The sequence below is a fragment of the Enterocloster aldenensis genome (genome assembly GCF_003434055.1).
Taxonomy (GTDB): Bacteria; Bacillota; Clostridia; order Lachnospirales; family Lachnospiraceae; genus Enterocloster; species Enterocloster aldenensis.
In genome coordinates, this window is record NZ_QVEX01000033.1 from 1 (window position 1) to 21,818 (window position 21,818).

Below are 21,818 nucleotides of genomic sequence, written 5' to 3' on the forward strand. Positions count from 1 at the left end.
GCGGAGGTTATCAGGGCAACCGTCCCCAGGGCGGAGGTTATCAGGGCAACCGTCCCCAGGGCGGAGGCTATCAGGGCAACCGTCCCCAGGGCGGTTATGCAGGTGATAAGGATAAGGATGCAAGGGATACAAGAGGCGTAAGGGGTGACAGCCGCCGTCCGGGAACCAGGGACAGCAAGCCGTCCTTTGAGTCTTCCATCCAGGCCAAACCAACCAGCAACCGTCAGAACAAAAATTTCCATAGAAATGACCGTTATGACAAGAGGGACCGCACAGAGGACGGAAAGAAAGTACCGAAGACAGGCAAAGGCGCATTTATCATGCCGCAGCCTAAAAAGGAAGAGACAAAGGCAGATGAAGTAAAGACCATCATCCTTCCGGAGGTCCTGACCATCCGGGAGCTGGCAGATAAGATGAAACTCCAGCCCTCCGTCATTGTCAAGAAACTCTTCTTAAAGGGACAGATCGTAACCCTGAACCAGGAGATTGACTATGAGAAGGCAGAAGAGATTGCCATGGAATTTGATGTCCTTTGTGAAAAGGAAGTAAAGGTAGATGTGATTGCAGAACTCCTTAAGGAGGATGAAGAAAGCTCTGAGGATATGATACCCAGGTCACCGGTTGTGTGTGTCATGGGCCATGTTGACCACGGCAAGACTTCCCTTCTGGATGCAATCCGCGAGACCAATGTGACTGCCAGGGAGGCCGGCGGCATCACACAGCATATCGGTGCATCTGTCATCGAGATCAATGACCGCAAGATTACCTTCCTTGATACGCCCGGACATGAGGCATTTACTGCAATGCGTATGAGGGGCGCCCAGTCAACGGATATTGCCATCCTGGTAGTTGCCGCAGATGACGGCGTGATGCCTCAGACCATTGAGGCCATCAACCATGCAAAGGCGGCCGGCGTTGAGATCATTGTTGCCATCAACAAGATTGATAAACCCAGCGCCAATGTGGATAAGGTAAAGCAGGAACTTTCCGAATATGAACTGATTTCCGAAGACTGGGGCGGCAGCACTATATTTGTGCCTGTTTCCGCACATACTAAGGAAGGCATCACCGATCTTCTTGAGATGGTCCTTCTGACAGCAGATGTAATGGAGCTTAAGGCCAATCCGAACCGTAAGGGCAGGGGCCTTGTGATAGAGGCGGAACTGGATAAGGGCAAGGGCCCGGTTGCCACCGTACTGGTGCAGAAGGGTACCCTGCGCGTGGGCGACACCATTGCTGCCGGCGCATGCTTCGGAAAAATCCGTGCAATGATGGATGACCGGGGACGCCGCGTGAAGGAAGCCGGACCGTCCACACCTGTGGAAATCCTTGGACTTAACGATGTGCCCAATGCAGGCGAAGTGTTTGTGGCAACGGAAAATGAGAAAGAAGCAAGAAGCTTTGCCGAGACATTTATCTCAGAAGGCAAGAATAAGCTGATTGAAGATACAAAAGCAAAACTGTCCCTGGATGACCTGTTCAGCCAAATTAAGGCAGGCAATGTAAAAGAACTGCCGCTGATCATCAAGGCAGACGTACAGGGCTCCGTGGAGGCTGTGAAGCAGAGTCTTACCAAGCTGTCCAACGAGGAAGTGATGGTTAAGGTAATCCACGGCGGCGTGGGCGCAATCAATGAATCCGATGTTTCCCTGGCATCTGCCAGCAATGCAATCATCATTGGTTTCAATATCCGCCCGGATGCAACCGCCAAGTCCATTGCCGAGAGGGAGAAAGTGGATGTCCGTCTTTACAAGGTCATCTATCAGGCCATTGAGGATGTGGAGGCAGCCATGAAGGGTATGTTAGACCCTGTATTTGAGGAAAAGGTAATCGGCCATGCCGTTATCCGTCAGACCTTCAAGGCATCCGGCATCGGTACCATCGCTGGTTCCTATGTGCTGGACGGCAAGTTCCAGAGGGGCTGCAGCTGCCGCATCAAGAGGGGCACGGAGCAGATATACGAGGGACCGCTGGCATCCTTAAAGCGTTTCAAGGACGATGTGAAGGAAGTGGCTGCAGGTTATGAGTGCGGTCTTGTATTTGAGAAGTTTAATGATCTTCAGGAAGATGATGAGATTGAGGCTTACATCATGGTAGAAGTACCCAGATAGGCCCATACAGATGATGACAGGCCCCACGCCTTGGCGCTGCGTTCCAATATGCGGCGCCGGGAAGCGCTGCGGCCTGTCGCGTCCTTTCCTGGAAGATAAGAGAGGAGTTTCATGCGTAAGAACAGCATAAAGAATACCAGAATCAATGCGGAGGTGCTCAGGGAACTGAGTGAGATCATACGCACAGGCATCAAGGACCCGCGTATACATCCCATGACCAGCGTGGTTTCCGTTGAGGTGACGCCGGATCTTAAATACTGCAGGGCCTATATCAGCGTCCTGGGCAATGAAGATGCGGCAAAGGCAACCATTGAAGGATTAAAGAGCGCGGAGGGATACGTGCGCAGGGAACTGGCAAGAAGGATCAACCTGCGCAATACACCGGAGCTTAAGTTCATTCTGGACCAGTCCATTGAATATGGGGTCAATATGTCAAAACTAATCGATGAGGTCACAAAGGACCTTAAAGATAAAGAAGGACCGGATGAGGATGGTGAAGAGGAGGAGAGCTGATGACAATTCTTGAACAGATGTTAGAAGGCACAGGTTCCGTGGCAATTTTGGGCCATATACGTCCGGATGGGGACTGTCTGGGATCTGCCCTGGGACTGTATAACTATCTCCGACTTAATTATCCGGCTGTCCGCGCAGCCGTATACCTGGAGGAAGCCTCATGCAAATTCGGCTATCTCCAGGGATTTGATGAAATACGCCACCAGGCGGATGAAGAGGTCTACGGCCTCTGTGTCTGCCTGGACTGCGGCGACCTTGGAAGGCTGGGAGGATTTGCCGGCATCCTGGAATCAGCCGGCAAAAGCCTGTGCCTGGACCACCATGTGACCAATACCCGTTTCGCGGACACCAATCTGGTGGAAGACGGCGCAAGCTCTACCTGCGAGGTCCTTTACGGGCAGCTGGACAGCCGGAAGATTGACAGGACGGTTGCCGAATGCCTGTATACGGGAATCATCCACGACACAGGCGTATTCAAATATTCCTCTACCTCCGCCCGGACCATGGAGATAGCAGGAAAGCTGATGGACAAAGGCATTGACTTCGGATCCATCATCGATAACAGCTTTTATAAAAAAACATATATCCAGAACCAGATCCTGGGAAGGGCCCTGCTGGAAAGCATTACATTTTTTGACGGCCGCTGTATATTCAGTGCAATCCGCCAGAATGAAATGGACTTTTACGGCGTGGACAGCAAGGATATGGATGGGATCATCGACCAGCTGAGGCTGACAGAGGGCGTGGAGGTGGCTATTTTCCTTTACCAGTCAGGCGCCCAGGAATTCAAGGTCAGCATGCGGTCGCAGAACCATGTGGACGTGAGCCGGATTGCTGCCTTTTTTGGCGGCGGAGGCCATGTAAGGGCGGCCGGATGCACCATGTCCGGAAGCATACATGATGTAATCAATAACCTGTCCCAGCACATTGCCAGGCAGCTGGATATATAAGAAGGCGGCAAGGGACAGGACAAAAGGACTGAGACTATGTACCATGGAATCATGAATGTATATAAGGAGCCGGGCTATACTTCCCACGACGTGGTAGCCCGGCTCAGAGGGATTTTAAAGCAGAAGAAGATTGGACATACCGGAACCCTGGACCCTGCGGCCGAGGGTGTGCTTCCCGTATGCCTTGGCATGGGTACCAGGCTCTGCGACATGCTGACGGACAGGACCAAGACATATGAAGCTGTCATGCTGCTGGGGATGACCACCGACACACAGGATACAACGGGAGAGGTACTGGAGGACCGGCATCATGCGGCCATGGGACTGGAGGAAGCAGCTGTGACAGAAGCCGTGTTGGGATATAAGGGGGATTATGACCAGATCCCACCCATGTATTCCGCGCTTAAGGTGGACGGGAAAAAGCTGTATGAGCTTGCCAGGGCAGGAAAGGAAGTGGAACGCCAGGCCAGACAGGTCCAGATTTTGGAAATCCGTGTGGACAAGGTGGTGCTTCCCAGGGTGTGGATGACCGTTACCTGTTCCAAGGGGACTTACATAAGGACCCTGTGCCATGACATCGGCGGGAAGCTGGGCTGCGGCGGATGCATGGAGCATCTGACCCGTACCAGGGTGGACCGTTTCGATATAAAAGACAGCCTCAGGCTGGATGAGATAGAAAGGATAAGGGATGAGGGCGGCCTTGATACATGCATCCTTCCGGTGGAAACAGCCCTTGAGGGGTATGCCGGGCTGAAGGTCCTGCCTGAGGCGGACGCCTTCCTTTATAATGGCAATCCCTGTTTCAAAGGCCAGCTGGATGCCGGGGACGGCTGCCTGGACGGGCTGGAGGACGGCCTGAGATTCAGGATGTACGACAGCAAGGGACATTTTGTGGGTGTATATGAGTATCAGGACAGCAGACACTGGTGGAAGCCGTGGAAAATGTTCCTGGCTGCCCCGGAGCATACCTGATACCATCATGTTTGACACCATACGGAAGGAAAATGAGGAATAGCAGGATGAGGTATATAACAGACACCACGGAATTTCAGATAGAGGAGCCAACCATTGTTACCGTGGGCAAGTTTGACGGAAGGCACAGGGGCCATCAGAAGCTTTTACGCACCATGAAGGAGCTGAAGCAGGAGCTCGGTTATCCGACGGCTATCTTTACATTCAGCATCGCGCCCCTGACCCAGATGTCCGGCCAGCCCCAGACCGTGATAACCACCAACATGGAGCGGCGCGCCAACATGGAACGGATGGGGATTGACTATCTGGTGGAATATCCGTTTGATGAGGAAATCCGCCGCATGAGCCCTGAGGATTTTGTGAAAGATATACTGGCAGGCCGTATGGGCGCCAGGGAAATCGTGGTCGGGCCGGATTGCAGTTTTGGCTATCAGGGCGCGGGCAATGCAGGACTTCTGAAGCACATGGAAAAGGAACTGGGATACCGCCTCCATGTGATTGAAAAGGAAAAAGACCATATGCGCGATATCAGCAGCACCTATATAAGGGAAGAACTGGAAAAGGGAAACGTGGAAAAGGCCAATGCGCTGCTGGGGGAGCCCTATTCCATACATGGGAAAGTAGTCCACGGCAACCACATCGGTTCCAGCATCCTGGGGTTCCCCACCGCCAACTTAGAGCCTCCTGCCATGAAGCGCCTGCCCCGGTTCGGGGTATATGTATCCAGGGTGCTGGTGGACAATGTGTATTACCGCGGGGTCACCAACATAGGGAAAAAGCCAACGGTAGAGGGCCGGTATCCTGTGGGGGTGGAGACCTATATCTTTGACCTGGACCGGGATATATATGGGGACACCATTGAGGTCCAGCTGCTGGCCTTTGACCGGCCCGAACAGAAGTTTGCCTCCCTGGAAGAACTGAAGCAGAGGATTGAGATGGATAAGGAGTTTGCGGCAGGGTATTTTGAGATGCATCCGGAGATTGAAGTGGCAGGACGCTGAAAAATGGCGCAGCCGTTCAGACAGCGGGAAAATGCGGTCAAATGAAAACTGAAAATCAAATTACCGGTTTACTTTTGTCCGCGGTTGTGTTATACTGAGCCGGTATGAGATTACGCCGATGCCCGGTTAACTGGTTACTCCAGCCATTTGCCTGGTTTGCGGTGAGACTAACTATTTTAAGGAGGAACTACCATGATTTCTAAGGAAAAGAAAGCACAGATCATTGCAGAGTATGGCCGTAAGCCTGGTGACACAGGTTCACCTGAGGTTCAGATCGCTATCCTGACAGAAAGGATTACCGAACTGACCGAACATTTAAAGCAGAATCCTAAGGATCATCATTCCAGAAGAGGTCTTCTGATGATGGTTGGACAGAGAAGGGGTCTTCTGGATTACCTGAAGAAAACGGATCTGGAAGGATATCGTGCATTAATCGAGAAGCTTGGTATCAGAAAGTAATTCTGAAGATTAGGGTGGAGGGGACTCCACCCTATATTTGCTTTTCAAACATGGGAGAAGTAATTGCGGTATGATGCCCGGAATCTGCGGCATTTTACCGGAATGGACGGACAGGAGAGATACTCCGAGACCGCTGATGTACCCGCAGGACGGCCTGGACAGACCGCAGGTCCCGGCTGCCGCCGGTGTCCGGCGGGCAGATTAGTAGTTTCGGCATCTTTTTTGTCTCCGTCATAAGATCATATCATTATTTTTTAGGAAGAAAAGGAGACACCAGTATGTTTAAAAGTTTTAGTATGGACCTGGCTGGACGCAAGCTGACCGTAGAGGTTGGCAGGGTAGCGGCCCAGGCCAATGGCGCAGCATTCATGCATTATGGCGACACAGTCGTTCTTGCAACAGCTACAGCATCCTCAAAGCCAAGGGAGGGCATTGATTTCTTCCCTCTGAGCGTGGAATATGAGGAGAAATTATATTCCGTGGGCAAGATTCCTGGAGGTTTCAACAAGAGGGAAGGAAAGGCATCTGAGAACGCGGTCCTTACCTGCCGTGTCATTGACCGTCCCATGCGCCCCCTGTTTCCAAAGGATTACCGCAACGACGTAACCCTGGACAACATCGTCATGTCCGTTGACCCGGACTGCAGCCCTGAGCTGACAGCCATGCTGGGTTCCGCCATTGCCACCAGCATTTCCGATATCCCATTTGCAGGACCATGTGCAACCACACAGGTAGGCCTTGTGGACGGTGAGTTCGTCATCAACCCCACCGCTGCCCAGAAGCAGGTTTCCGACATGGCCTTAACCGTTGCCTCCACCAGGGAAAAGGTCATCATGATTGAAGCCGGCGCCAACGAAGTGCCGGAGCAGAAGATGATTGACGCCATTTTCAGGGCCCACGAGGTAAACCAGGAAATCATCCGCTTCATCGACACCATTGTTGCCGAGTGCGGCAAGGAAAAGCATTCCTATGAAAGCTGTGCGGTTCCGGAAGAACTGTTTGCCGCAATCAGGGAGATTGTTCCTCCTGTAGAGATGGAGACTGCCGTATTTACAGATGACAAGCAGACCAGGGAGAAGAACATTGCTGAAATCACAGCCCGTTTAGAAGAGGCATTTGCTGGGAACGAAGAGTGGCTGGCAGTTCTGGGCGAAGCTGTTTACCAGTACCAGAAAAAGACGGTCCGCAAGATGATCCTTAAGGACCACAAGCGTCCCGACGGCCGTGCCATTGATGAAATCCGCCACCTGGCCGCAGAGATTGACCTGCTGCCAAGGGTACACGGTTCAGGCATGTTTACCCGCGGACAGACCCAGATCCTCAACGCCTGCACACTGGCGCCTCTTTCCGAGGCCCAGAGGATTGACGGACTGGATGAGAATGAAACCAGCAAACGCTACATGCACCATTATAATTTCCCGTCCTTCTCAGTTGGCGAGACAAAGCCAAGCAGGGGACCGGGACGCCGCGAGATCGGCCATGGCGCGCTGGCGGAAAGGGCCCTGATTCCCGTGCTGCCAAGCGTGGAAGAATTCCCATATGCAATCCGCACTGTTTCAGAGACAATGGAATCCAACGGTTCCACATCCCAGGCAAGCATCTGTGCGTCCACCCTGTCCCTGATGGCGGCCGGCGTTCCGATTAAAGAGATGGTGGCCGGTATCTCCTGCGGCCTGGTAACCGGTGACACGGATGATGATTACCTTGTGCTGACTGATATCCAGGGCCTGGAAGATTTCTTCGGCGACATGGACTTTAAGGTGGGCGGTACAAAGAACGGTATCACTGCCATCCAGATGGATATCAAGATCCACGGCCTTACAAGACCCATTATCGAGGAGGCCATTGCCAGGACAAGGGAAGCCAGGATGCACATCCTGGATGACGTGATGAAGCCTGTGATTGATGAGCCAAGAAAACATTTAAGCCCATACGCGCCCAAGATTAAGCAGATTACCATTGATCCACAGAAGATTGGCGATGTGGTAGGAAAGCAGGGCAAGGTCATCAATAAGATTATTGAAGAGACCGGTGTCAAGATTGACATTACCGATGATGGATCCGTAAACGTATGCGGTACTGATGAGGCCATGATTGACAAGGCAATCACCATCATTACCGGAATCGTTACAGACATAGAAGCCGGCATGGTATTTGAGGGCAAGGTGGTCCGTATCATGAACTTCGGCGCATTCGTTGAGCTGGCCCCAAACAAGGACGGAATGGTACACATTTCCAAGCTGTCTGATAAGCGGGTGGGCAAGGTAGAGGATGTGGTTAACATCGGCGACCAGGTTACGGTCAAAGTAACCGAGGTTGACAAGATGGGCAGGATTAACCTGACCATGAGGCCAAGCGACCTGGCCGGAAAAAAGGAAGAGGCTAAACCAGAGACCTGATCTCTGCTAATAGCAATATAAAAAGAGGAGAAAAAGTGATTATGAGAAACGTTAGAACAAAGTTGGCAGTGCTGCTTGCGGCAGTGATGATGATCTGCAGCGTGGCGCTGACAGGATGCCAGAGCAAACTTGTACCGGCAGACCAGGTAGTGGGAGCAATGTATGAACTGACTGTTAAGGAAAATGCCACCCCTATGAAGGATTTACTTGGTTTTGCATCTGAGGATGATGTAAGGGCTTCCCTGCTCACCGATGATTACGAGGAAATGTCTGACATGTTCAAGAACGAGTTTTCCGGTATGGGCATCGAGTTCACGGACGAGGAAGTGGCAGAAATGTCCGACACCATGTCCAAGCTTCTGAACAAGCTGAGCTATACCGCTGAAATCCAGGATGAGGGTAAGGATGAGACAACCGTCCTTCTGAAGGTGACCGGTTATTCCAGCGATGACATGAACCAGATCATGACAGACCTTATGACCGAAATCCAGACCAATATGGATGAGGAGACCCTGACAGCACTCATGACAGGTGACGAAGAAGCAACCATGGCCCTGATGCAGGACGTAATCAAGCAGGTCATTGCAAAGTTCGGCGAGATGGAGCCAACCACGGAGACCACGGACGTTACTGTTAAGTGCGAGAAGATGAAAGTGGAAGTAAGCGGCAAGGAGAAGGTTTCATGGATGCCTTCTGACATGGATAAGTTCGTGGACGATCTGGAGAACGCATCTTTTAAGTAAATCCGGAATCAGATTCCATCAGATATGCAGTATAATCGGACAGTGCCTGGGTAAAATCAGGCATTGTCTTTTTTTGGCCTTCGTTATATAATGTGTTTTATGAGTCATCACCGGGAATGACAGAACATTTCCAGGAATAAGGAAAATATAGGAGACTGATGAGAGATGAGCAGAGTTAGGACAAGATATGCACCCAGCCCAACCGGAAGGATGCATGTGGGAAACTTAAGGACGGCATTATATGCCTACCTGATTGCAAAACATGAGGGCGGGGATTTCCTTCTCCGCATTGAAGATACAGACCAGGAGCGCTATGTGGAAGGTGCGGTGGAAATCATCTACCAGACACTGAAGGATACCGGCCTGATTCACGACGAAGGTCCGGATAAGGACGGCGGGGTGGGTCCCTATGTCCAGAGTGAACGCCAGGCATCCGGCATATACCTGGAATATGCAAAGAAGCTGATTGATAAGGGGGAGGCATATTACTGCTTCTGTACCCCTGAGCGCCTTGCATCCCTTAAGGAAACAGTGGGGGGAGAGGAAATCATGGCATATGACAAGCATTGCCTGGGCCTGTCCCAGGAGGAAATCAAGGCCAACCTGGAAGCAGGCCTGCCCTATGTCATCCGCCAGAACAACCCGGTCACGGGAACCACCACGTTTAACGACGAGATATACGGCGATATCACGGTGGACAACTCTGAGCTGGACGACATGGTGCTGATTAAGTCGGACGGATATCCCACCTACAATTTCGCCAATGTGGTGGATGACCATCTGATGGGAATCACCCATGTGGTAAGGGGCAATGAATACCTGTCCTCCTCGCCTAAGTACAACCGGCTTTACCAGGCATTTGGCTGGGAGGTCCCGGTTTACGTGCACTGCCCCCTGATTACGGACGAGCAGCATCACAAGCTGAGCAAGAGGAGCGGCCATTCCTCCTTTGAGGACCTGCTGGAGCAGGGGTTCCTGTCAGAGGCAGTGGTTAACTATGTGGCCCTTCTTGGATGGTCACCCGAGGACAACCGGGAAATCTTTTCCCTGGAGGACATGGTGAAGGAATTTGACTACCACCGTATGAGCAAGTCCCCGGCCGTATTTGACATGACAAAGCTTAAGTGGATGAACGGCGAGTATATAAAAGCCATGGATTTTGAGAAGTTCTATGAGATGGCAGAGCCCTACATCAGGACCGTGGTTAAAAAGAACCTGGACCTTCGCAAGATAGCTGCCATGGTCAAGACCAGGATTGAAGTGTTTCCTGATATTGCGGGCCATATTGACTTTTTTGAGGAACTGCCGGAGTACGACGCTGCCATGTACACCCATAAGAAGATGAAGACCAACAGTGAAACCTCCCTGAAGGTGCTTACGGACCTGCTTCCCGTTCTGGAGGCCCAGGAGGATTACAGCAACGATGCCCTGTACGCAGTCCTTTCCAGGTATGTGGAGGAGAACGGCGTCAAGACAGGTTATGTCATGTGGCCGATCCGCACCGCTGTTTCCGGCAAACAGATGACACCGGCCGGGGCCACTGAGATCATGGAGGTACTGGGCAAAGAGGAGTCCCTGTCAAGACTGAAGGCAGGCATAAAGAAAATCAGCGATGGCATTTAACGATACACAGAAAAAAGCAATCCGGCACAGGCAGGGGCCTATGCTGGTTCTGGCAGGGCCCGGTTCAGGCAAAACCACAGTCATTACCAACCGGGTCCGTTATCTTACGGAAAAAGCCGGAGTTGACCCGTCCCATATCCTGGTGATAACATTTACCAGGGCAGCGGCCAGGGAGATGAAGGAACGGTATGCACAGATGACCCGGGCAGGATGCAGCAGAGTTTCATTCGGAACTTTCCATTCTGTCTTTTTTCTGATTCTGAAACTGGCCTACCGGTACCAGGCCGCCAACATTGTAAGGGAAGAGCAGAGGATACAGTTCATAAAGACGCTGTTAGGCCGCTGTGACCTGGAGGTGGAGGACGAGGGGGAGTTCATATCCTCCATCCTCAGCGAAATCAGCATGGTCAAGGGAGAGATGATGGACCTGGACCATTACTATGCCAAAAACTGCCCTGAGGAAATATTTAAACAGCTGTACAGCGGATACGAGGAGCAGTTAAGGCGGCACCGGCTTCTGGATTTTGATGATATGCTGGTCATGTGCCACCAGCTGTTTAAGGAGAGGAAGGATATCCTTTCTGCATGGCAGGATAAATACAGGTATATACTAATCGATGAATTCCAGGATATTAACCGGATCCAGTACGAGATTGTGAAAATGCTGGCCCTGCCTGGGAACAACCTGTTCATAGTGGGCGACGACGACCAGTCCATATACCGTTTCCGGGGGGCCAGGCCTGAAATCATGCTGGGGTTTGAGCGGGATTATCCGGATGCCAGGCGGCTGCTTCTGGACACCAATTACCGCTCCAGCCGCCAGATCGTGGAGGCGGCCGGGAAACTGATTGTCCACAACAGGACGCGGTTTGAAAAGGATATAAAGGCAGCCAGGGGGCCGGGAAGGCCCGTTGACATCCGGGAATGGCCCGGACCCATGGAGGAAAGCCTGGCAATTGCCATGGAACTGCGGGACTACGCATCCATGGGCATTGCCTTTCAGGACATGGCGGTGCTTTTTCGCACGAACATGGGGCCAAGGCTCCTGATTGAAAAGCTGATGGAGTATAATATCCCTTTTTGCATGCGTGATACGGTGCCTAACCTTTATGACCACTGGATTGTAAAGAACGTGCTGTCCTATATTAAGGCTGCGTCAGGGGACCTTAGCAGGGCCAATATCCTTTCCATCATCAACCGCCCCAAGCGATATGTGAGCCGGGATGCCCTGGAGCGCCAGATAGTGGACTGGGAAGCAGTGAAATCCTTTTACCAGGACAAAAGCTGGATGTTAGACAGGATTGAACAGCTGGAGTATGATCTGCTCATGCTTAAGAGCATGTCCCCGGCAGCTGCCGTGAATTATATCCGCAAGGCCGTGGATTATGATTCATATCTCAGGGAATATGCGGGAGAGCGCAGGATGAAGGCGGAGGAACTGTTGGAGGTGCTGGACCAGCTTCAGGAGAGCGCCGGCGGCTTTCAGACATACGGGGCCTGGTTCGCCCACATGGATGCCTACAGGGAACAGCTGTTAAAGCAGGCCCAGGGAGGGAACGGCCCGGGACAGGGCGTCAGCCTTATGACCATGCACAGTTCCAAGGGTCTTGAATTCAGGGTGGTCTATATCCTGGATGCCAATGAGGGGATAACCCCCCATCACAAGGCGGTGCTGGACCAGGATATGGAGGAAGAGCGCAGGATGTTCTATGTGGCCATGACAAGGGCAAAGGAGCGGCTTCACATATATTATGTAAAAGAGCGGTACCATAAAAAGCAGGAAGTATCGCGGTTTGTTAAGGAGGCGGGACAATGACAGGTCTTATCCATATATATCACGGGGACGGCAAGGGAAAAACAACGGCAGCCATTGGCAGTGCGGTCCGGGCAGCGGGGCGCGGGAAACGGGTGTTGATTGCCCGTTTCCTGAAAACAGACGACTCCGGGGAAGTGACGGGGCTGGCCCATGTGCCTGGAATCACCCTGCTTCCCTGCGACCGGAATTTCGGGTTTTCCTGGGAAATGTCGGCGGTCCAGAGGAAAGCGGCTGCTGTATACTATGATAACCTGCTACGCATGGCATGGGAAATGGCAGCAGGGCTGGACGGGGATCCAGGGTATGACATGCTGGTGCTGGATGAGGTCATCGGCGCCTGCGGTCTGGGTTTTGTCCGCGAGGACATGGTGATTGGGAAGCTTCGCAGCAAACCCGATGGCCTGGAAGTGGTCATGACGGGACGCGGGCCATCGGATGGGCTGATGGAATGCGCGGACTATATCACGGAAATGGTCATGGGCAGGCACCCCTTTGAAAGGGGGATACCTGCCCGCGAGGGGATTGAGTATTAGGGTGAATATTTTCTTGCATTTTTCCAGTGAGTCTGATAGAGTGTAAGAATAGATACACAATTCAAAGAAAGCAGATTAAGAGAGGAATCATGATATGGCAGACGAGAAGAACTTAAACGAGGAAGAGCAGGAGATGACCGTTACCCTCACCCTGGATGATGACACTGAGGTGGAGTGTGTGGTACTGACCATTTTCAATGCAGGGGAGCGCGAATACATTGCCCTTCTCCCGGTTGAAGGCGCTGATTCAGAGGAAGGGGAAGTATATCTCTACCGCTACAGCGAGACAGAGGACGGTGAGCCTACCCTGGACAACATTGAGGATGACGATGAGTATGAGGTTGTGGCGGATGCCTTTGACGAGCTTTTAGATGCCCAGGAATATGACGAGCTTGTGGGCGAGGATGAATTAGAAGAAGAATAAAGGCCCATACTGATGATAGATCTGGCTCCGGGAAGGATTCCGGAGCTTTTTTGCTGTTTTTTGTAATTATGATGTCCAAGCTGTGAAACTTGTGTGAAAACATGGAAATCTTTCTTTTTTTTTGTTAAAATAAGTCCTAAGTAAGTGAAGGAGGCTAAACCATGGATGCGCTTAAGATATTAGTGGTGGACGATGAGGCCAGAATGAGGAAGCTGGTCAGGGATTTCCTGACCAATAAAGGCTTTGCGGTAATTGAGGCAGGGGACGGCGAGGAGGCGGTGGATACTTTTTTCGCACAAAAGGACATTGCCCTGGTACTGCTGGACGTGATGATGCCCAAGATGGACGGGTGGGAGGTGTTAAAGACCATCCGCAAATATTCCCGGGTGCCCGTAATCATGCTGACAGCCAGAAGCGAGGAGCGGGACGAGCTTCAGGGATTCTCCCTGGGGGTGGATGAGTATATATCCAAGCCCTTCAGCCCCAAGATCCTGGTGGCCAGGGTGGATGCAATCCTGCGCAGGAGCAATGTGGCCTCAACGGAGAATATGGATGTGGGCGGAATCTGTATTGACAAGGCAGCCCACCAGGTGACCATAGACGGCAGGGAGATTGAGCTGAGTTACAAGGAATTCGAACTGCTCAGTTATTTTGTGGAGAATCAGGGGATTGCGCTTTCCAGGGAGAAGATACTCAATAATGTGTGGAATTACGATTATTTCGGAGATGCCCGGACCATTGACACCCATGTGAAGAAACTGCGCAGCAAGATGGGAAAAAAAGGGGATTATATTAAGACCATATGGGGAATGGGTTACAAATTCGAGGTGAGTGAAGGATGAAACATTCAATCAGGGTGAGATTCACCATGATTTTTATCGGCCTTATGGCAGCGGTGCTCCTTACCCTGTGGGCGGTGAACAGCTTTTTCCTGGAAGGCTTTTATACCAATGAAAAGCTGAAACTGCTGGAAGAAGTATATGATAAGCTGAATGAGTTTGTCGTTGAGAAGGCTGAGAACGGCGAGAACATCATAGACGACCTTCAAAGCCTTTACTCCAAGGACGGGGAGCAGACCGAGGCCAGCCGCATGCTCCGGCTGATGAGCGAGAAGTATAATATCACCATTGCCATCGTGGACAGCATGAATGACAACATGGTGCCCTCCTACCGGGACGGAAGGTTCCTGGCCGACCGGGTGCACCAGTATATTCTTGGGAAAAATGAACCCCAGACAGAGACGCTGATTTCCGAAGACAATTATAAGATACAGAAAAGCTATGACAGGCGTTCCCAGGGCTATTACCTGGAAAGCTGGGGCTTTTTTGATGACAACAGGACCATCTTCATCATGTCCATGCCTCTTGCCAGCATCCACGAAAGCGTGGATATCTCCAATAAATTCATGGCCTATGTGGGTCTGGCGGCCCTGGTGTTCGGCAGCATCCTTATGTATGGGACCACGAAAATGGTGGTATCCCCCATCCGTTCCCTGGCAGCCCTTTCGGCGCGTATGTCGGAACTGGATTTCGAGGCCCGTTACACAGGCAGTTCAGAGGATGAAATCGGGGTCCTGGGCAACAGCATGAACACATTGTCGGAAAAATTAAAGGAAACCATCGGGGAACTGAAAACTGCCAACAATGAACTTCAAAGGGATATAGAAGAGAAAATCCGCATTGACGAGACCCGGAAGGACTTCATCGCAAATGTATCCCACGAACTGAAAACCCCCATTGCATTAATCCAGGGATACGCGGAAGGACTGACCGAAGGCATGGCGGAGAATCCGGAAAGCAGGGATTACTACTGTGATGTCATCATGGATGAGGCCAATAAGATGAACAAGATGGTAAAACAGCTCCTTACCCTGACAGCCCTTGAATTCGGCAATGACATGCCGGTGATGGAACAGTTTGATATCGTGACCCTGATTAAGGGCATACTCTCGTCCGCAGGCATACTTCTGCAGCAGAAAGGGGCGTCCGTTGTATTTGGGCAGGAGGCTCCGGTGTGGGTGTGGGCAGATGAATTTAAGATAGAAGAGGTCGTCACGAATTATCTGAACAATGCCATGAACCATCTGGAAGGGGAGAAACGGATTGAAATACGGCTGGAAAAAAATGAAGATGAAGTCCGGATCATTGTATTCAATACAGGGCATCATATTCCGGAGGAGGACATCGGGAACCTCTGGACAAAGTTTTATAAGGTAGATAAGGCAAGGACAAGGGAATACGGCGGCAGCGGCATTGGGCTTTCCATTGTCAAGGCCATCATGGATTCCCACAACAAGGACTGCGGTGTCGAAAATGTGGACGGCGGGGTGGAATTCTGGTTCACCCTGGACAGCGGGATGTAGGATGAGGAGGGGACAATGAGCCATATGGTACCGTTACGCACATTGTTACGGCTTGTTTATTTATAGTTGACAAAAAATGTGCATATGCTACAATTAATAGGTACCTATTGTCCCCTTTTTAAAATAAGATTTTGGAGGTTTGTTATGAAGAAGTATCTTAGCATTCTGCTTGCAGCAGCCGTTGTTACGGGACTTGCTGGCTGCGGCGGATCCAACACCGGCACTACCCAGGCACCTGCCACGCAGGCTTCTGAGTCCAAGGCACCCGATGCACAGGCCGACACACAGGCAGACGATGCAGAGGAGACCGAGGCATCAGGGACCGGCGATTTCCATATTGGTATCGTAACTGGTTCTGTGTCACAGTCCGAGGACGACAGACGTGGCGCCGAGGCATTCCAGGCCATGTATGGCGAGGATATGGTTAAACTGGCCATCTATCCCGACAACTTTACCGAGGAACTTGAAACAACCATTCAGACCATTGTTAACCTTTCCGATGACCCGCAGATGAAGGCGATCATCGTTAACCAGTCTGTTCCAGGTACAACCGAAGCTTTCCGTAAGATTAAAGAAAGCCGCCCGGACATCATCTGTATCGCAGGTGAGGGTCATGAGGACCTGCCGGAGATCGGAAGCGCCGCAGACCTGGTCTGCAACAACGACTTCGTTGCGCGTGGTTACCTGATCATCCGTACTGCCCATGAACTGGGCTGCGACACCTTTGTACATATTTCCTTCCCGCGTCATATGGCGTATGAGACCATGAGCCGCCGTGTGGCTGTCATGAAGGAAGCCTGCAAGGAATTTGGCATGGAATTCGTTCTTGAGACTGCTCCAGACCCAACCTCTGACGTGGGCGTTGCCGGTGCTCAGGCTTACATCCTTGAGAAGGTTCCGGAGTGGGTTGAGAAATACGGCAAGAACGCTGCCTACTTCTGTACCAACGATGCACATACCGAGCCGCTGCTTAAGCAGCTGATGGAATACGGCGGCTACTTCATCGAGGCTGACCTTCCTTCACCGCTTATGGGTTATCCAGGCGCACTGGGCATCGATTTGACGGCTGAGGCAGGAGACTTTGATAAGATCCTTGCCAAGGTTGAGTCCACCATTGTTGAAAAAGGCGGGGCTGACCACTTCGGCACATGGGCTTATTCCTATGGCTACACAACCTCTGCAGGTCTTGCACAGCACGCCCTGAACGTCCTTAATGGCGAGAGCGAACTGGATGATATCGATGATATTGCCAAGGCTTATCAGGTATTCTCACCAAAGGCTGAGTGGAATGGTTCCAACTACACCAACGTGGAAACCGGCGTTAAGTTAGACAACGTATTCCTGGTTTATCAGGATACCTATATCATGGGCGATCCCGGACATTTCATGGGCTCTACACAGATTGAGGTTCCGGAGAAATACTTCACCATTAAGTAAGACGCTTTATAATACTAAATTTGGACAACAGTGGGGGGAGTTCACTCTCCTCCTGCTGTTTTTAAGTGGGGCATAACGATGATAAATGACAACACTCCCTTGTTGGAGATGCGGAATATCAAAAAGGATTTCTTTGGGAACCAGGTCCTTACGGATATCAACTTCACACTGAAAGCCGGTGAGGTACTGGGCCTTGTAGGCGAAAACGGAGCTGGCAAGAGTACGCTGATGAAGCTCCTTTTCGGTATGGATGTAATCAGGGAAACCGGCGGATACGGCGGAGACGTCCTGATTAACGGTGAGAAAGTCAATTTCTCCACGCCGTTTGATGCGCTGAATGCGGGAATTGGCATGGTTCACCAGGAATTTTCCTTAATACCGGGTTTTACAGCCACGGAAAATATCCTGTTAAACCGTGAACCGATGAAGAAGAATATAATTTCAGAAGTTTTTGGAGATAGATTAAATACCCTGGACTATAAGGCAATGGCCGAACGTTCTTCACAGGCCATTGATAAAATGGGCGTAAAGATTGATGCGGATATGGTCATCAGTGACATGCCGGTAGGGCATAAGCAGTTTACTGAGATTGCCCGTGAGCTCAGCAAGGAGCAGCTGAAACTGCTGATTCTTGATGAACCCACGGCCGTATTGACTGAGAAAGAGGCAGAGGCCCTGTTAGATTCAATCCGCGGCATGTCCGCCAAAGGTATTGCCGTGATTTTCATCACTCATCGACTGCATGAGATACTGACCGTATGCGATACGGTTGTAATCATGCGTGACGGTTATGTTGTAAAGGATGTGCCATCGAAAGAAACGGATGTGGCGGACATTACCAAGTGGATGGTGGGCAGGAATATCCAGTCCACTGCCAGGGCCGACATCCGGATCAACCCGGATGCCAGGACCATCATGTCCATCCGCAATCTGTGGGTTGACATGCCCGGTGAGACCGTGCGCAACGTCAACCTGGATATTAAGGAAGGCGAAATCCTTGGAATCGGCGGGCTGGCCGGACAGGGAAAGCTGGGCATTCCCAACGGGGTCATGGGACTCTATGAAGCAGGCGGCTCAGTGGAATTCGACGGACATGAGATTCCGCTTAACAACCCAAGGAAATGCCTGGATTCATCCCTTGCCTTTGTTTCCGAGGACAGAAGGGACGTGGGACTGCTGCTTGACGAAACACTTGAGTGGAACATTGCGTTTTCCGCCATGCAGATCCAGGACAAATTCCTTAAGAATTATCTGGGCGGCCTGATTAAGTGGAGGGACGAGAAAGCCATCCATGAGGTGACCCAGAAGTATATTGACGAACTTATGATTAAATGTACCAGTTCCCTGCAGAAGGCCAAGGAGCTTTCCGGCGGAAACCAGCAGAAGGTGTGCCTGGCCAAGGCATTTGCCCTTGAACCTAAATTCCTGTTTGTATCCGAGCCCACAAGAGGTATTGATGTGGGCGCGAAGTCACTGGTTCTGGACGCCCTGAAGAAATTCAACAAAGAACACGGCGTCACGGTGGTCATGATTTCATCCGAGCTGGAAGAACTGCGGACAACCTGTGACCGCATTGCGATTGTTTCGGGTGGTAAGATTGCTGGAATCCTGCCGGCGACCGAATCCTCAGAAGAATTCGGCCTGCTCATGGTCAGCCAGGTTAAATAAGGGGGAGACAGCATGGGAAAAAATGATAATACGACAACAACTCTTGGCTATAAGACAAAAATCAAGGAATTTGTGAATGACTTTGGTCTGCCAAGATTAATCATCGCCGGGTTCCTTCTGGCGCTCTTTATTCTGGCACCCCTTGTGGGGGCGGACCTTCCTACCCAGATAACCAACACGATTAACCGTTTCAGCTGGAATGCGGTATTGGTGCTGGCCATGGTGCCCATGGTGCATTCAGGCTGCGGCCTTAACTTCGGTCTTCCTTTAGGTATCATATCAGGCCTTCTGGGAGCCACCATGTCCATACAGTTCGGTTTTAGCGGACCTATGAGCTTTGTCATGGCTATTTTGATTGCAACGCCTTTTGCCCTGGTGTTTGGCGGCGGTTATGGCTGGCTGTTAAACAAGATAAAAGGCGGGGAAATGATGATTGCCACCTATGTGGGCTTTTCATCTGTTTCTTTTATGTGTATGATGTGGCTTTTACTGCCTTACAGCAGCCCGACCATGGTTTGGGGACTGTCAGGAAAAGGGCTTCGTACCACCATATCACTGGAAGGCTTTTATGACAAGGTCCTGGCTAATTTCCTTCAGATCCACATTGGACATTTTTCCATACCTGTGGGCAGCCTCCTGTTCTTTGCAGTACTTGCGTTCCTGATGTGGGCATTTCTCCACACAAAGACCGGCACGGCCATGACGGCAGTGGGTTCAAACCCGAACTTTGCAAGGGCGTCCGGCATTAACATTGACAAGATGAGAATGCTCTCAGTCATTATGTCCACCTGGCTTGCCGCGGTTGGCATCCTGATGTATGAGCAGGGCTTTGGGTTCATCCAGCTCTATATGGCGCCGTTTTATATGGCGCTGCCTGCGGTGTCTGCCATCCTTATCGGCGGCGCTTCAGTTAACAAGGCGTCCATTACCAACGTCATTATTGGTACCTTCCTGTTCCAGGGTATTGTGACCATGACCCCAACGGTAATGAATTCCATGATTCATATGGATATGAGCGAGGTAATCCGTATCGTTGTATCTAACGGTATGATTCTTTACGCTTTAACCAGAAAGACGGAGGGATCTAAATGAGCACAAAACAGAAAAAAAACGGCAGCAACCGAATCGTCGAACTAGCCAGGAATAACTCTGTGCCGCTGATGTTTATCCTTATCTGCGCCGTCTGCATTCCGGTATCCGGCTTTTCTCCGGGATACCTGCTTAATGAAATCATGACCAGGCTTGGAAGGAACGCCTTCCTGATCCTCAGCCTTCTGATTCCCATCATGGCTGGCATGGGCCTGAACTTTGGCATGACGCTGGGAGCCATGGCTGGTCAGATTGGCCTGATTTTTGCTGCTGACTGGCAGATATGGGGGATTCCCGGTATTATCCTTGCCATGATCATATCGATTCCCATATCCATCCTGCTGGGTATCTTTTGCGGTAAAATGCTTAACAGGGCAAAAGGCAGGGAGATGATTACCAGCTATATCATCAGCTTTTTCATGAATGGTTTATACCAGCTGGTGGTTCTGTATATGATGGGTTCCATTATCCCGATCATGCATTCATCCATCAAACTGCCCAGGGGATATGGCGTCCGCAACACGGTCAGCCTTCTGCATATGAGGCAGTATCTTGATAACCTGCTGGCAATCCGCATTGGAGGCGTTAAGATTCCGGTGCTGACCCTGATTGTCATCGGTCTTTTATGCCTGTTCATCATATGGTTCAGAAAGACAAAGCTTGGACAGGACATGCGTGCCGTGGGGCAGGACATGGACGTGGCAGGAGATGCCGGCATCAAGGTGGAGCGGACCAGGATCATTGCCATTGTGATGTCCACGGTTTTTGCCGGCCTTGGCATGGTCATCTATCTGCAGAATATGGGTAATATTTCAACCTACAGTTCCCATACCCAGATAGGTATGTTCTGTATTGCAGCGTTGCTTGTGGGCGGGGCATCCGTGGATAGGGCATCGATTGGCAACGTATTCCTTGGCGTCATCCTGTTCCATCTGATGTTTATCGTTGCGCCGTCAGCCGGTGCGAAGATAACGGGCGATTCCATGATAGGTGAATATTTCCGTGTGTTCATTTCTTATGGTGTCATAACGCTGGCTCTTATTATGTATGAAGCAAAAAAACGCAGGGCAAAGGGCAAGGCTGGTCAGATGCTTCAGCTTGCACAGGATGAGGAGGCGGAGAATTGAAAAAGAAACGTACCATTCTATTCAGGGTGGGAGCGGTCCTACTCCTACTCATTATTGCTGGATTCATGATGCTCATTGGCCGCGGCCATACGGTATATATTGATAATAAATCCTTTGATTATAACGGCCAGACCTACACCACGCCTTATAAGGTTGTGGTATTCGTGGATGGTGAACAGGTGGCAAAACTCCGCGACAAGGAGAGGGGCATGGCGACCTGTATTGGGCAGAAGTTCAATATGACGCTTGAAATCACCCAGGAAAAGGGCGGGACAGAGGAAACCGTTAATGTGACCCTGGACCTGCCATACCACATGGATGGCATTGCAGTCAACCTTCCTGCATATCTGGCAGGGCTTCCGGAGGAGGCATATCTTTCCGAGTTCCAGATTGCTGAGGAAGTGCCTGAAGAGTCAAGTGAGGAAGCTCCTGTAGATGGCGCCATAGATGAGTTCAATATGGGAGATATTTAAATCCGGTACAATTAATTTCATGATGCAGCCATGGATAAGACATGGCTGCATTTTTTTCTGCGAAAAGTTAAAAAAGTTGTTGACAATTGTCGAAGCATCTGGTAAGATATCTCTTGCG

General features: G+C 51.1%; 19 protein-coding genes. All 19 read left to right on the plus strand.

Annotated elements, in window-relative coordinates:
* Positions 1-2,111, plus strand: a 2,111-nt coding sequence (infB, locus tag DWX59_RS27990; protein ID WP_117563428.1) for a translation initiation factor IF-2, incomplete at its 5' end; no start/stop codon positions are given.
* Positions 2,112-2,222: 111 nt separating this feature from the next.
* Positions 2,223-2,624: a 30S ribosome-binding factor RbfA gene (rbfA, locus tag DWX59_RS27995; RefSeq protein WP_008723021.1), complete on the plus strand. Its 402-nt coding sequence runs from the start codon at positions 2,223-2,225 to the stop codon at positions 2,622-2,624.
* Entirely contained in the window at positions 2,624-3,574 is a 951-nt protein-coding gene (locus DWX59_RS28000) for a DHH family phosphoesterase (protein WP_117563429.1), read from the plus strand. The genes rbfA and DWX59_RS28000 overlap by 1 nt, the downstream gene beginning before the upstream one ends.
* A 36-nt stretch (positions 3,575-3,610) precedes the next feature.
* Positions 3,611-4,546 carry a tRNA pseudouridine(55) synthase TruB gene (truB, locus tag DWX59_RS28005; RefSeq protein ID WP_117563430.1) on the plus strand — a complete coding sequence of 312 codons (936 nt, stop codon included), beginning with the start codon at positions 3,611-3,613 and terminating at the stop codon, positions 4,544-4,546.
* A 47-nt stretch (positions 4,547-4,593) separates the two neighbouring features.
* Entirely contained in the window at positions 4,594-5,547 is a 954-nt protein-coding gene (locus tag DWX59_RS28010) for a bifunctional riboflavin kinase/FAD synthetase (RefSeq protein ID WP_117563431.1), read from the plus strand.
* 192 nt (positions 5,548-5,739) lie between these two features.
* Entirely contained in the window at positions 5,740-6,006 is a 267-nt protein-coding gene (gene rpsO / locus DWX59_RS28015) for a 30S ribosomal protein S15 (protein ID WP_002569329.1), read from the plus strand.
* A gap of 278 nt (positions 6,007-6,284) precedes the next feature.
* Positions 6,285-8,405, plus strand: coding sequence for a polyribonucleotide nucleotidyltransferase (locus DWX59_RS28020; RefSeq protein WP_117563432.1), 2,121 nt, complete (start codon positions 6,285-6,287; stop codon positions 8,403-8,405).
* A gap of 41 nt (positions 8,406-8,446) precedes the next feature.
* The gene (locus DWX59_RS28025) at positions 8,447-9,148 is read left to right on the plus strand and encodes a hypothetical protein (RefSeq protein WP_117563433.1); all 702 of its coding nucleotides are present in this window, start codon (positions 8,447-8,449) and stop codon (positions 9,146-9,148) included.
* 165 nt (positions 9,149-9,313) lie between these two features.
* Positions 9,314-10,771: a glutamate--tRNA ligase gene (gene gltX, locus DWX59_RS28030; RefSeq protein WP_117563434.1), complete on the plus strand. Its 1,458-nt coding sequence runs from the start codon at positions 9,314-9,316 to the stop codon at positions 10,769-10,771.
* Positions 10,761-12,587: an ATP-dependent helicase gene (locus DWX59_RS28035; protein ID WP_117563435.1), complete on the plus strand. Its 1,827-nt coding sequence runs from the start codon at positions 10,761-10,763 to the stop codon at positions 12,585-12,587. The genes gltX and DWX59_RS28035 overlap by 11 nt, the downstream gene beginning before the upstream one ends.
* Positions 12,584-13,120, plus strand: a complete 537-nt coding sequence (locus DWX59_RS28040) for a cob(I)yrinic acid a,c-diamide adenosyltransferase (protein ID WP_117563436.1) — start codon at positions 12,584-12,586, stop codon at positions 13,118-13,120. Before DWX59_RS28035 ends, DWX59_RS28040 begins: the two co-directional genes overlap by 4 nt.
* 94 nt (positions 13,121-13,214) lie before the next feature.
* On the plus strand, positions 13,215-13,544 hold the full coding sequence (locus DWX59_RS28045) for a DUF1292 domain-containing protein (RefSeq protein ID WP_117563437.1): 330 nt from the start codon (positions 13,215-13,217) through the stop codon (positions 13,542-13,544).
* 161 nt (positions 13,545-13,705) lie between these two features.
* Positions 13,706-14,386, plus strand: coding sequence for a response regulator transcription factor (locus tag DWX59_RS28050; protein WP_117563438.1), 681 nt, complete (start codon positions 13,706-13,708; stop codon positions 14,384-14,386).
* A complete protein-coding gene (locus tag DWX59_RS28055; protein WP_117563439.1) occupies positions 14,383-15,906 on the plus strand; it encodes a sensor histidine kinase in 1,524 nt (507 codons plus the stop codon). Before DWX59_RS28050 ends, DWX59_RS28055 begins: the two co-directional genes overlap by 4 nt.
* Positions 15,907-16,050: 144 nt before the next feature.
* A complete protein-coding gene (locus DWX59_RS28060; RefSeq protein WP_117563440.1) occupies positions 16,051-17,343 on the plus strand; it encodes a DUF3798 domain-containing protein in 1,293 nt (430 codons plus the stop codon).
* Between the two features lie 78 nt (positions 17,344-17,421).
* On the plus strand, positions 17,422-19,011 hold the full coding sequence (locus DWX59_RS28065) for a sugar ABC transporter ATP-binding protein (protein WP_117563441.1): 1,590 nt from the start codon (positions 17,422-17,424) through the stop codon (positions 19,009-19,011).
* A gap of 12 nt (positions 19,012-19,023) precedes the next feature.
* Positions 19,024-20,103: an ABC transporter permease gene (locus DWX59_RS28070; protein ID WP_117563442.1), complete on the plus strand. Its 1,080-nt coding sequence runs from the start codon at positions 19,024-19,026 to the stop codon at positions 20,101-20,103.
* Positions 20,100-21,227: an ABC transporter permease gene (locus DWX59_RS28075; RefSeq protein WP_117563443.1), complete on the plus strand. Its 1,128-nt coding sequence runs from the start codon at positions 20,100-20,102 to the stop codon at positions 21,225-21,227. The genes DWX59_RS28070 and DWX59_RS28075 overlap by 4 nt, the downstream gene beginning before the upstream one ends.
* The gene (locus DWX59_RS28080; RefSeq protein WP_117563444.1) at positions 21,224-21,700 is read left to right on the plus strand and encodes a DUF6672 family protein; all 477 of its coding nucleotides are present in this window, start codon (positions 21,224-21,226) and stop codon (positions 21,698-21,700) included. Before DWX59_RS28075 ends, DWX59_RS28080 begins: the two co-directional genes overlap by 4 nt.
* Positions 21,701-21,818: the final 118 nt, after the last annotated feature.

Coding starts and splice junctions, on each gene's coding strand:
- rbfA (WP_008723021.1), top strand. CDS start 2,223: ATGCGTAAGAACAGCATAAAGAATACCAGAATCAATGCGGAGGTGCTC.
- DWX59_RS28000 (WP_117563429.1), top strand. CDS start 2,624: ATGACAATTCTTGAACAGATGTTAGAAGGCACAGGTTCCGTGGCAATT.
- truB (WP_117563430.1), top strand. CDS start 3,611: ATGTACCATGGAATCATGAATGTATATAAGGAGCCGGGCTATACTTCC.
- DWX59_RS28010 (WP_117563431.1), top strand. CDS start 4,594: ATGAGGTATATAACAGACACCACGGAATTTCAGATAGAGGAGCCAACC.
- rpsO (WP_002569329.1), top strand. CDS start 5,740: ATGATTTCTAAGGAAAAGAAAGCACAGATCATTGCAGAGTATGGCCGT.
- DWX59_RS28020 (WP_117563432.1), top strand. CDS start 6,285: ATGTTTAAAAGTTTTAGTATGGACCTGGCTGGACGCAAGCTGACCGTA.
- DWX59_RS28025 (WP_117563433.1), top strand. CDS start 8,447: ATGAGAAACGTTAGAACAAAGTTGGCAGTGCTGCTTGCGGCAGTGATG.
- gltX (WP_117563434.1), top strand. CDS start 9,314: ATGAGCAGAGTTAGGACAAGATATGCACCCAGCCCAACCGGAAGGATG.
- DWX59_RS28035 (WP_117563435.1), top strand. CDS start 10,761: ATGGCATTTAACGATACACAGAAAAAAGCAATCCGGCACAGGCAGGGG.
- DWX59_RS28040 (WP_117563436.1), top strand. CDS start 12,584: ATGACAGGTCTTATCCATATATATCACGGGGACGGCAAGGGAAAAACA.
- DWX59_RS28045 (WP_117563437.1), top strand. CDS start 13,215: ATGGCAGACGAGAAGAACTTAAACGAGGAAGAGCAGGAGATGACCGTT.
- DWX59_RS28050 (WP_117563438.1), top strand. CDS start 13,706: ATGGATGCGCTTAAGATATTAGTGGTGGACGATGAGGCCAGAATGAGG.
- DWX59_RS28055 (WP_117563439.1), top strand. CDS start 14,383: ATGAAACATTCAATCAGGGTGAGATTCACCATGATTTTTATCGGCCTT.
- DWX59_RS28060 (WP_117563440.1), top strand. CDS start 16,051: ATGAAGAAGTATCTTAGCATTCTGCTTGCAGCAGCCGTTGTTACGGGA.
- DWX59_RS28065 (WP_117563441.1), top strand. CDS start 17,422: ATGATAAATGACAACACTCCCTTGTTGGAGATGCGGAATATCAAAAAG.
- DWX59_RS28070 (WP_117563442.1), top strand. CDS start 19,024: ATGGGAAAAAATGATAATACGACAACAACTCTTGGCTATAAGACAAAA.
- DWX59_RS28075 (WP_117563443.1), top strand. CDS start 20,100: ATGAGCACAAAACAGAAAAAAAACGGCAGCAACCGAATCGTCGAACTA.